Origin of the sequence: Flavobacterium sp. UBA2787 (genome assembly GCA_002352205.1) — a bacterium.
Taxonomy (GTDB): domain Bacteria; phylum Bacteroidota; class Bacteroidia; order Flavobacteriales; family Flavobacteriaceae; genus Flavobacterium.
Genome location: DEHZ01000010.1, coordinates 674114 through 686474 on the forward strand (window position 1 = coordinate 674114; position 12361 = coordinate 686474).

Genomic DNA, 12361 nt, shown 5'->3' on the forward strand with positions numbered 1-12361 from the left:
ATTTGTGATTAAATGATTTTGAAATGATTGTTGCGGTCGATGTTCACTATAAAAAAGCTTATGCTAAAACAGTTTTGGTTCTGTTTGAAGATTGGCTGGATGATATTTATACTGAAATTTTAGAGGTTAACACATTCGAAGTAGCAGATTATGAACCGGGATTTTTTTATAAAAGAGAATTACCTTGTTTGTTGCAAGCTTTAAAAAAAATTGATTTAAAAAATGTTTCTACTATCATCGTTGATGGTTATGTATTCACTGATAATCAATTAAAACAAGGATTGGGTGCTCATTTATATGAAGCACTAGAACAAAAAATTCCTGTGGTTGGTGTTGCCAAAACTACTTTTCATGCCAATTCGGAAACTGTGATTCCTGTTATAAGAGGTGAAAGTAGTAAACCACTTTATGTTTCTGCAATTGGAATAAGCAAAGAAATAGCAGCAGAAAAAATAAAAGCCATGCATGGTGAATTTAGGTTACCCTATCTTTTGAAATTAATGGATCAAAAAACAAAAGAAATTTAATTAATGCTTAATGAAAAGCTCCCTTTATCGGAAACCATCTATCAACTGCGAACAATTGAGCAGGCAATACTATATGATTCGATTCTAACAGTTTCAAAAGCTGAAGAAGAAGATACGACCTCATTTTTAGTGGATGAATATGAAAAAGAGAAATTAAATTATCCTTTTCAACCACCAGAATTTGAACCAAAAGCGGCTTTGTGGGCTGCCAAAACAATCTATTTTGCTACTCAGTTTTTGATTAATCGAAAAGATACGGTTAAGGATTTTAACATTTTTTTACCCAATTATAACGCTACAATCAATCCATCTGCAGTACTTTCTGCCGATTTATGTCTTCGTTTTCTACCATTTTTACTCAATGAGTTCAGTCGTATTGATCCAGAAGATGTTGTGATCCCTATTTTGGAAGATTTTTTAACCACTTTTCATTATTCATCAATTGGTTATGATTTGAAAACCGATTATCAGCAACTCAACTTCGACATTTTGAAACAAAATAATTGTTTGGAACAATTGTATTTGAACCGTATAACAGAAAAAAAAGCATTACCTTTTGTCGAAATACCATATATAAAACAACGGTTAATGGCCAATTTTGGTGATTACCAAAAGGTTTTTTGGACAGATTTTGAACTTATTAACAATCGTGATTTATAAACCACTATGCATTCAACTGAAAAATTAAACGCTCTTTTAGCCCACGTTAAGTCAACTTTTATTGGAAAAAATGAAATTATTGATTTGTTAGGAATTTGTTTATTAGCCCGTGAAAATGCCTTTTTGCTCGGTCCTCCGGGAACTGCAAAGAGTGCCATTGTTAGAAGTTTATCGAATGGAGTAGAGGATGGTAAGAATTTTGAATACCTACTTACTCGTTTTACAGAACCGAATGAGATTTTTGGTCCTTTTGATATTCGAAAACTGAAAGAAGGAGAATTAGTTACCAATACGGAGGGAATGATGCCTGAAGCATCAATGGTTTTCTTGGATGAAATTTTCAACGCAAACTCGGCTATTTTAAATAGTTTGCTGTTAGCATTGAACGAAAAAATATTCCGTAGAGGAAAAGAAACTAAAAAACTTCCCGTCTTGATGTTTGTTGGAGCTAGTAATATTTTGCCCGAAGACGAAGCATTAAATGCTTTGTTAGACCGCTTTTTAGTTCGTGTAAAATGTGATTATGTAGATCCTGATTTATTAAACGAAGTACTTTTAGCCGGATGGAAATTAGAAAATAATTCCAACGAAAAAGTTCCTACAATCAGTTCAACTGAAATTAGAGCCTTGCAGTTAGCTTGTCGTCAAGTCGATTTATCTTCTATCAGAAAAGAGTATGTAGATTTAGTTCATTCACTTCGCACAACTGGAATTAGCGTTTCTGACCGAAGAGCGGTTAAAATTCAGAACCTTATTGCAGCAAGTGCTTTTATATGTGGTAGAAACAAAGCTACCGTTTCCGATTTATGGGTGTTAAAATATATTTGGGATAATGAAGAACAAATTGAAGTATTGGAAGGCATTGTAAACCATGTTATTGAAAAAGATACACATGAACAATCTCATCCGCAAGCTATGTACAATAAAATTCCACAGGCTGAAGAGGTAATGAAAGAAGTGAAATATCTATCTGATAAGTGGAACGATTCAACCTTGTCTTTTGAAGAGCAAAACGTGATTAAAGACAAACTTCGGTATGTGCAAACTCGCTGTGATTGGATTAAAAATCAAGAACAAAAGAAGTATATTCAGGATGAAATTGAAAAATTTTGGCAAACTATTCTTAAAACAATTGCCTAATGTATTATTTGGAAATTCAACGAGCGGATTCAGAACTTCTCGCCGGCATTAGACATTGGGACAACCTGAAAGCTGCCATTAGTGATGAAATGATTCTCATAAAAGATTTTACAGAGGAACAAATTCATTCGGGTTTACTTCGTCAAATTCCGGGTATAAAATTGTATGAATTGAAGGAGCAATTTCTTTTTTTGAAAGGAAGCTTGTTACCTTCAAAAAAAATGCCTTCCGCTTTATTGTGGTCACCTATTGCTAGAGCTTTACCAATTCAATTGCCAAAATATAATTTGAACTTCTTCGGAATTCAGGAAAAAGTAATAATTAAATTGGTTCCTAGCGATAATATTAGAACTTCTTTTGCTTTGCTCAGTAAGTTGGAAAATGTTGAAAAGAGTATCGTAGCATTACCTGAAATTAGGTTAAAATCGTTACAATGGGCTGTATTAGAAAAAAGAGCTTTGTTCTTAGGAACGCCATTATTGCCTTTTAAAGGTATCACGTATTGGCGATTAAATAATTTTTTATTGCCAACCGGTTATGAATTTGAATTGCCTCTGACTTCTGGAATAGTTGCAGATTTACTGAATAGAGGAAAGGAAAACTGGATTTTGGTCCAAAATGACAACAGTTGCATTGTAATTCCAAAAAATGATTTTAAACAATTGTCTTTAAGTTCGTTTAGGCTCTCAATCAAACAAGTATTTTAATGGATTATATTAGGTATTTTCAAACGTACAGCGACTATTTCTGGATACTGAATCATTATCAAGATGATTTTGGTGAGACGCAATATATTTTTGAAATACCAAACGGAACAACTATTGCATACAGTAATTATGTTATCGAAGTTTTACAATTGCTTTCAGACGAATCAATTCCGCCATTAGGTTCGTTGCTTTTAGCTATAGCAGCGACTAATCCGGATAGTCATACTTCAATTGCTTTGATAGAAGAATTCACTAGATCGACAAAAATAGTTAATTCGTTTCCCAATGCCAATTTGAGTAATGTTACTCGAACATTAGATTTTTTAAAGTTATTGGCTGAACTTCCTTCAGAATATAAAACCGGTGATAAACGGATATTACTTTTTAAAACTATTTTTCATGATTGTCATAACCGTTTAACAAGAGAAAAAGCAAAGGCAATTTTGACTGATTTTGAAAAAAATGCATTTGATTTTTACACTGATTTAAATCCAATTTCGTTTAATCAGGCAAACTTTGTCAAAGATTTTAGAACTATCGCGTTACTCAAACATCAATTTCCCTTAGCATCTTCACTTTTAAAGGCTTTAACGGGTTTACCGGAAGAAGAAATTTCGGCACAATTTGAAGAAGACTTATTAGAATTAAAACAACCACCCAAAAAACCTATAGAGTTTGTTGAAGATTTAATTGAAAATCCAAAAACGTTTCAAGTTGGTCGTTTGATTAAACAAATTTGGTCCGGTTTAAACATTCCGTTGCACCACAATGTGCCAAGTCATCAACCCATGGGAGGAGTTTCAGATTTAACAAACAAAGGTGATTTTGATCGATTATTATTGTCGGAATTTGCAAATGATGAGGATGTGTTTATGTCAAGAATCGCAAACAACGAGGCGTTGTATATTCTTAGAGAAATTCCACCGCAAGACACGAGAAAAACTAGAATCTTATTAATCGATTGCTCACTAAGAAATTGGGGAAACCCTAAAATAATTTCGTTTGCCACCGCAATTGCTATCGCAAAGCACCCTAAAACAGATATTGCTTGTGAAGCCTTTGCTTTGGGTGATACGTATAAAAAAGTTGATTTTGAAAAAGTATCTCAAGTCATTGAGGGTTTAAATCAGCTCAATGGAAAGTTGGATTGTTCAAAAGGTTTACAAGCTTATTTCGATGAACAATATAGCAATGCTTCTGCTCTTGAAATAATGATTTTAACCACACCAGACACCTTGAACTCGATTGATTTTTTGAGAGTTATTAATGAAAATTATGATCGCATTAATTTTCTTATTACTACAGAGAGCAATGGAGTAATTGACTTTCATAAAATTAAAAACAAGGCTCGAAAACACGTTCAAAAAATTAAATTAAATCTTTTGGATCTTTGGGTTAAAAATAAAGTAAACGGCAAAATAGCATTTAGTCAAAATTTGAATGAAGAGGTGCCGATTTATTATCCCTTGGAACGCGATTATCACGCGATAGCTTTGTATAAAAATGAATTTTATATTTTTTTAAATGGCAATCTGCTCACGTTTGTTGATGGATTTGAAAAAGGATTCCGAATGGTTACACAAGGAATACCTTTTCGAAGTAAAAAATTCATGTTGAAAGAAAATACTAAAGGAGAACTTCTTTTAATAATTTTAGAAAAAGAAGATGGCATGCTATATTCTTGTAATTTAGATAGTAAAGAAATTTTATCTAAACCATTTAGTAAGGCAATTTCCTTTGTTGGATTAAATTTTTTTTCAACTCAAAATACCATTTATCTTACTAATTCTGAAGATTATTGGGAGATCGATGAACATTTAGAATTTAAAAATAATACTTTTAAAAAAATTATTTCACATGGGCAAGACACGTATGTAAGTACTTTATATGACTTTATAAATTCCTATAAACAGAATTATAACCGGTATAATGTTCTTCGCAGAATCAATACTTGTCAACTCAATTTGAGAACAGGTTTGTTAGAAATTAATAATTATATTTTTTTCAATACTTCGTTCATAAATGCTCAAAATCTCAACGGTGATTCATTTGATAGATTTGAAAGTAAATCAAATTTGATTCTAAAACGGGTTGGTCCGGATCGAATTTCTGTTATTCGATTGTTAATGACACGTTTAAATTATTCGTTTCATGAAAGCCAATCTATTTTAGATAAAGATCTGCCGGTTATTCAGGAAGATATTATGCATCATGAAGCAGAAAGTTTAAAGTATGAACTCGAAAAAATAGGAGCAATTTGTTACATTGAGATAATTTATTTCTTTTCAGAAGATGGTAGTACCATTAAAAATAACAATGGAATTTTAGAATTAGAAAGTAGTTCAACAATTCCGAAAATATACATTCCGTTTATTGTTAACAAACCATCCGCAATGAGTACGGATTCAGAATTTGCCGGTAATGAGTATTTTTTACCCGAAAATAGTACACTCACAATTATTTCTGTTGATGAGTTTCATCAAAAATATTTTAAACCGTTTGTAAATCATATTAAGGAATATGTTTCTTAAGCTAAAACCAAGTCATAAAAACGTTCATCCGCTTCGGGGAATACTTATTAAAGGTTCTTCTCCTTTGACATGGTTAAAAGCGATGGATGAATTTCAATTGAATTTATCAGTAGCACAATGCTATCCAATTCCAGGAATAAAAGCAAACGAAATTTATGGTTGTTTGGTTGTGATTTCTTCATCTGATTTACAATCTATCAAACAATTTAATCAGCATGTTTGTGTTCAATTAGTTGAAAATCGTCTTTTTATACCTGCATTTTCAACTATTTCACCATTGCTTTCAGCTGAAGAAATTGAGACAGTTTTTAATCGATGCCTTCATTTTTTGCATCCGGAATTAGGATTAGTAGAACTAAACGACCCGATTGATTGGCGAATGATTTTACAACCATATCGATCAATTACCATTGCAATTGAACAACCTCATTCTGGTGTGTTTATTCCTAAAAATATTCAGTCTTTCCGTCTGGAAATGGATGCTAATAAACTATTAATGGAAATTGAAAAGCCCTTAACAGAGGAAGAGAAATTGGCGAAATTACCATTCAATTTAAAGAAATTAATGGCAGGAAATGAGCGTGAAATGGAAAAATTTATGGCATTTATGGAAAAAAATCCTGAATTGGCCATGAAATATGCTTTACCACTTGATACTTTAGGAACTGGCAGAGGAAGTTTAATGGGCGAATTTAATTTTGGAGGTGGTTTTATGCAAAGTTTCATGGGCTTTTTTGGCGTAAAGAAAACATCAGGATCGGGTATAAGTTCTTATTTCAAAGGATTTCTGAAGATTTTTTGGAGTTTATTTTTTACAGGAATTCTGCTCTACTTTTTGTTTTCGCTTGTTGATGGTGCTTCCTCACGTGAAATTGGCTCGTCACCAACTGTTTCATCCAATTTTTGGAATGTTGTTATACTCGTTGTTTTTTGTTGTACCCTAGTTGGTTTGTTTATTAAACTATTTTTAAACTCGACTTTTAGTATTTCAGGTACTGCTAAACCATTTTCTAGAGTTGCTATGGTAGTGATTCTATTTGTAGTGCTTTTTTATCTTTTAATGCCAATTTATAGTTTGTATGGATTTACTAAATGGTATGTTTTAGGTACTTTAGTAATTATAGGCATTCTTATGTATCGATTGTTTCATGCAGATAAAGACATTTTTGGAGATGAATAAAAAGTATCAATCTTTTGAAGATAAAGTGTTTGCAGTAGTGTTACTATTACTTTTAATTAAGATAGTATATATTTTGTTGAGCATTGGAGATGTTACAAGTATTCAATTTATGAATTCTTTTTTTGGAACATTATTTTTTGGGTTAATTATTTTAGTGTTGCTAAGAGGTTTTACGGGTAATTTCAATGATTTCACTTCGGGGAATGGAGATGGATATGATTCTTCTGTTTATTTAAGGGAAAGTGTTTTTGATAAAATAGCTCAGAAATACAGAGATTTAGCTGCAAAAAATATTCAAGAAGGAAATTATCAAAAAGCAGCCTATATATATTTAAAACTATTAAAAGATCCTTACACAGCTGCTAGTACACTTTATGATGGTGGTTACTATTTAGAGGCCGCAGCAATAAATCTTAACTATTTAAAAAATGAAGAACGAGCGGCTGAATGTTTTGAAAAAGGAAAATCGTATTCTGAAGCTTTAAAGTTATATAAGAAACTAGAACTACATGAAAAAACAGGCGATGTTTATTTGCTTATGAATAATCGTAAAGATGCTTTAATTTACTTTGAAAAGGCAATTGAATCTCATATAAGTTTAAAACAATATATAAAAGCCTCACTAATTTACCAATTTAAAATTGAATCCTTTAGTAAAACTCAGGAAATGCTAATGAATGGCTGGGATGAAAATGCCGATGCTCAAAATTGTTTAAAACATTACTTTGATAATATTGTTAAACCTGAAACATTGCTAACCGAAATTCAATCTGTTTATGAAAGTAAAACCACAGAAAGAAATTTGGAGTCGTTTTTACAAATCATCAAGCTTCAATATAAAAAAGATGAAACATTACAACAAAAAGTAAAAGCCATAAGTTATGAAATTATTGCAAAATTGATTGACCAGAAGCCTGAAATATGTTCAGAATTAGCTTTTTTTAATCAAGATAATGTATCCATAACTAAGGATATTTTAAAATTTAAGTTGAACAAAAAAAGACAATAAAGTTATTCCCCCATCATTTTTACACCCAAAATGTGTTTACAAATCCCTCTTTTTCCCTGATAGGTTGTAAACCAATCGCAGGTGCAATGTTGATTGTTACCATCCAGAATGACCCGATGTGTTACACCAGTTCCTTTTACATTAGCTTCGATGTAATTGTGTCGTTTTGTTACTATTTGGATGTCTTCATTATCAATTAATTTTTTTGCATTTTTTAAACGAGGATTAAGACTAAGAATTCTTTCTGTTTTAAATGGTAATCGTCTATAAAAGTGATTTCTTTGTGTAATATCATATCCCAATAATCCCATTGACGATAGACTGGCTGTCAAATTCTCCATTGTTTTAAAATCGATATCATTTTCTAATGAAAGTAGGGTAGGGTCAAAAGATTCATTTGATTTTAATAGACTATTTAAACCATAAATCCACTCGACGGGTAAATTTTCAGACATGTTTTCCAATGCTTTTCCTTCTCCTGAAAAACCACGGTAAGCATCAGGAGAAAAGGCCATAAGTAATTGCATTTTTCCAAATTCTGCAACCACTGCACAAGTTTCCTTATCCATAGATTCATAAATCATAATTTTCTCAACAATCGGTAGAATTCCTTCCAATAGTCGAAGTCTATGAATTCCGCCAATTCTGGTACTATCTATCGTTGATAAAGTTGAAAACATAAATTTATCGGCTCTTTTAGTAATATAGAATTCTCCTTTTACATTTCCTTTAGGAAGGTTTTGAAAAAGTTGAATGGTTTGTATTTTAGACAATTCAAATTTCAATTCCATATCAGCTAAATAGAGTTGAACACTCGTTAATCCTTTTATCCAGCGGGTTGGAAGTGTAACTTTTTTTTCTACTACTTTCGTTTTGGTGGTTATCACTTGAACGTCGTGTTGACCTACAGCAAGCGTTACCTTTTCATTTTTTTGTATTGCATTTAAAGCATTCAGCATAGGTTCATTAAAATCAACATTGGTCGTTCCTGATGCAATGAATTCTCCATCAATTGCTTCCGGTTTCATGTCTAAGCGAACATAAACGCCATTGCAGGATGAGAAACCTTCAAACCGAAGTCGTTCTGCACCGGCAGACACAATTGGATCGCGAAGACTTGGCGGAATCGGACCAAAACTGGATCGAACCACTTTTGCAATGGTGCTCCAACATTTGGCAGTAATATAGGGTTCTGTTAAACTACCCCAAAAAAAGCATGGAATTGTATTTACTTCTTCAATTTCTGATTGATGAGCCATTACCAAATTATTAATTCCTTTGGTTTTATTGAGAGTAGAAATACTTTGATATTTATATTGTAAATCATTCATAGCTAAGAGATTGGTAGTTGTTTGATTAATTGTTTTAATGAATTGTTCTCTTTGTGTTTTTCAAAAAAAGCGATACTTTCAGAAGAAGGCTTACTATTTGTTTTTAGTGTAACATCCACATAATTTTCAACCATTTTTTTAAAGTTTGTAGGCAATTTATCTTTGATAACGAATCGTTTAAAAATCCCATCTAATACTAAAAATAAAGCGGCATTATGTTGAGGCGAAGTATCTTTTAACGCTATAACTCCGTCAACCATTCGCAGTAAAACACCATATTTATTTGAAACTAATAAGGCTATTTTTTCAGAAAAAGCATGTATGTCAATTGCTTGTTTTTCTACTAAATTAATTAAAACCTCAGAAGCCAATAACCTAACTTCTTTTTTTTCTTGAAAAAAACAACAAGCAAAAACGAGTAAGGAGGTATCAGTAAATTGAAATCCATTCTGGTTTATTACATTTAAAAAACCTTTTAACTCATTGTTTGTTCCATCGGCAGTTTTGCAGTTTTTTTTCAGCAAAAGACAAGCCAATGGTTCGTTATTTTGGGGCATTAGGCTATTCCAGTAATATGTGTTTTCGTCGGAATTCAAAACATATTCAGAATGCCAAGTATATCTTTCTTTTTTGGGATGCAAATCTAAATTATAAATAAAATTTCTAGGAACCGATTTTTCAACTGGAAGGTTGTATCGTAACTCCGTCCAAGATGGCGAACGTTCCAATTCCTTTGTTTGATAATTTTTCCATTCATTCCATTTCTCTTTAAACTCAATTTTTGGGACAAAAGGAGCTGTTACAAAAGGAATATCCTTGAGTTCGGTTTTTTCAAAATCATTAAAAGTATCATTAGGATAAAAAGTTCGTGCAGCCACAGCCCAAAGTGCTAATTTTTCTGCGTTTTGCGAATTTCCGGTTGCTTTTTGAAAAAGTTTTGATAATAGTGAAGTCGAATTGCTATTGATTTTAAGTTCATTTGAAGTACCTAAACAATACGCCATTAATTCCTTCATTTCAGGATTTAATTTATCTAATAAAGGAATTGCCTTTTCCACATTTTCACGTGGCATTCTGCTAATGGCAATACTTAAATCAACCATGTCAATATTTTCATTAGCAGATTCGTATTGAATTAATCTGTTCAAAAGTGTTTTTGGTTCAATCCAATGCGGCTTGTGGGTTGGTAACGAAAGTAAAGGTAACGTTGAGTTTTTATTATTCTTTTGTAACGTAATTTCGATTAATGGTTTAATTAATTTTAAAGTTGTAAGAGAAATATATTCTTTGTCTTCAATTTTATAAACAAGATTTTTGTTTGGGATTTTATTTATAAGTAAATTTTTGACATAATTTTTCAAAACGCTATTAAAATAAGTTTTATCCAATTGTTTTAAATAAGGTTGCAATTGCTTACTATAATCATTTGGAAATAAATCTCTTTGCGTAATAAAGATATGCAATATAATTTCTGAATCAATAATATCATCTGAAGAAATAAAACGTCCAATTTGCATAAGAATATCGTTCCAATCTTTTGGTAATTCAACTTCTTCAACAAGATAATTTTCTCTTTGCGGATGATATTGATACGCGGCAGAGAAGGTTTCGCTTTCAAGAATTATCTCTTCGCTTAAGAATTTACTCAAAAGTGGTTTAATACTTCCTTGTAAATAAGAAGAATAAGATTCTAATTTTTCGGTGAGTGTTTTATCTTTTTCATTGCCAATTTTTAGGAGTAATTTCGTTGTTCTTTCTTGTAAGTTCAAATCCGGAATCACATAAATGTCCACTATTAAAGAAGCAATTTGTTTGTTTAATTTAGCATTGGATTTACTTAATTTTTCTAATACCATTAAGCTTGATTTGATGGCGTTTTTAGAATCATTTCGCATCATCAAACTTTCTAACCATTCCAAATAGATTTTTGTTTTAAATTTTGGATGGTCAAACAATTTCTTGATTAACTCTGCCCCGTAATTAACAATAGTTGGATTAGAATTATGAAAAAATGTAAATATATATTCTTGAAAAGGAATTAATTCATCTGATGATGGATTTATGTCTGTTAATAGCTTTCTAAAAAACAGTTTCAGATTATTGTTCCAATCTTTGGTTTGAATAAGAATTGCATTTTCAATAAATGTTTTTTTATCTAACTTATTTTCTTCTAATAGTTGCAAAAATAAAATTGACCAAGTATTGAATTCTCTGTAACTTGCCGTTTCATTTTCTCTAAATGTACTATTTTGAATGTTAGTTTCATAATTATACAATTGAGGAACATCCCTTTCGTAGGCAGTTTTATCATTTACGAGAAACAAAATAAATTCCCGCGGTTTAACTTTTCCGTGCCAACTATTAAATCGTGATAAACAAAGTGTAAAAAGTTCAGGATTATAGGATAAAAAATCATTTTCTTCAAGAAAACGTAAAGAGTTATAATCAAAACTAATCCAATCATTTTTTCTGAACCTATCCAACAGAAAAAACTCTATCCATGTAGGTTTTGCCCATTGAAGAATTTCTAAAATGTGTGGTTCATTTGCTTTTTCCAAAACAGAAAACACCTCTTCAAATGAAATTATATCTGTTTTGTCAAACGTGGCCATTGCACTAAGAGAGATTATTTCTGTAATCTTTTCATCACCTCTAATTCCCCAACGCCATTCATTCCTCTTAAATTTCGCACCGGGTTCAAGGTTCAAATCAACATAGGTCATCCAATATCGTTTATTTTTTTTGATGTGTTTACGAATTGGTTCTAAATTTCCTTTTGTATTTTTAATCAAAAAAGGTAGTAAACGAGAGACATCTTTTTGTTTAATAATTTCATCGTATTCTTCCAGAATGGCACTTATATTTGTTACTTTTCCGGTTTTAGCATCAATTTTATCTTTAATAGCAACTTCTCCGGTTTCTGAATATCCTTTCTTAAGTTTTTCATTTACAAGTTTTTCGGCTGTTTTAAGACAAAGTTCATCACTCTCAAATGATTTGATTTGTGATACACCTGAAGTTCCATTTTTGCCGTAGGTAACAGTATATTGATTTCCTTTAACTTCAATTTGCCAAAATTTATCTGAATTTCCGTCAATGTACTTGAGATGTTTATTCATATAATTATAAGATTATAGCGATATTTTTAAAATAGTAAATATCTAAAATATTTATTGAATTTAATAAATGAAGCATTTTTTTTGTTTGTTAATTTCTAACATTTTTTACTGAAAATTCATTTACTATTCTTTTTTGATTCTTACATTAATTTGTATA

General features: G+C 31.2%; 9 protein-coding genes. 7 read left to right on the forward strand and 2 right to left on the reverse strand.

What is annotated here, in order from left to right; all coding sequences use genetic code 11:
• Window positions 1-23: 23 nt before the first annotated feature.
• Genes B4N66_RS09695 through B4N66_RS09725 form a run of 7 tightly spaced genes read left to right on the forward strand, consistent with a single transcriptional unit; the run spans window position 24 to window position 7754 of the window.
• Entirely contained in the window at window positions 24-527 is a 504-nt protein-coding gene (locus tag B4N66_RS09695) for an endonuclease V (protein WP_291094298.1), read from the forward strand.
• 3 nt (window positions 528-530) lie between these two features.
• Window positions 531-1187 carry a hypothetical protein gene (locus tag B4N66_RS09700; protein WP_291094301.1) on the forward strand — a complete coding sequence of 219 codons (657 nt, stop codon included), beginning with the start codon at window positions 531-533 and terminating at the stop codon, window positions 1185-1187.
• A 6-nt stretch (window positions 1188-1193) separates the two neighbouring features.
• Window positions 1194-2327 carry an AAA family ATPase gene (locus B4N66_RS09705; protein ID WP_291094303.1) on the forward strand — a complete coding sequence of 378 codons (1134 nt, stop codon included), beginning with the start codon at window positions 1194-1196 and terminating at the stop codon, window positions 2325-2327.
• A complete protein-coding gene (locus B4N66_RS09710; RefSeq protein ID WP_291094305.1) occupies window positions 2327-3034 on the forward strand; it encodes a hypothetical protein in 708 nt (235 codons plus the stop codon). Before B4N66_RS09705 ends, B4N66_RS09710 begins: the two co-directional genes overlap by 1 nt.
• Complete coding sequence (locus B4N66_RS09715; protein WP_291094307.1) at window positions 3034-5565, forward strand: ribosomal protein L7/L12; 2532 nt, start codon at window positions 3034-3036, stop codon at window positions 5563-5565. Before B4N66_RS09710 ends, B4N66_RS09715 begins: the two co-directional genes overlap by 1 nt.
• A complete protein-coding gene (locus tag B4N66_RS09720) occupies window positions 5555-6745 on the forward strand; it encodes a hypothetical protein (protein ID WP_291094309.1) in 1191 nt (396 codons plus the stop codon). Before B4N66_RS09715 ends, B4N66_RS09720 begins: the two co-directional genes overlap by 11 nt.
• Entirely contained in the window at window positions 6738-7754 is a 1017-nt protein-coding gene (locus B4N66_RS09725) for a tetratricopeptide repeat protein (RefSeq protein WP_291094311.1), read from the forward strand. Before B4N66_RS09720 ends, B4N66_RS09725 begins: the two co-directional genes overlap by 8 nt.
• A 2-nt stretch (window positions 7755-7756) precedes the next feature.
• Here the strand turns inward: B4N66_RS09725 and B4N66_RS09730 are convergent, their stop codons facing one another.
• Both B4N66_RS09730 and B4N66_RS09735 read right to left on the reverse strand, forming a co-directional pair.
• Complete coding sequence (locus tag B4N66_RS09730) at window positions 7757-9085, reverse strand: SWIM zinc finger family protein (protein ID WP_291094313.1); 1329 nt, start codon at window positions 9083-9085, stop codon at window positions 7757-7759.
• A gap of 2 nt (window positions 9086-9087) precedes the next feature.
• Entirely contained in the window at window positions 9088-12204 is a 3117-nt protein-coding gene (locus B4N66_RS09735; protein ID WP_291094315.1) for a DUF6493 family protein, read from the reverse strand.
• Window positions 12205-12361 lie beyond the last annotated feature (157 nt).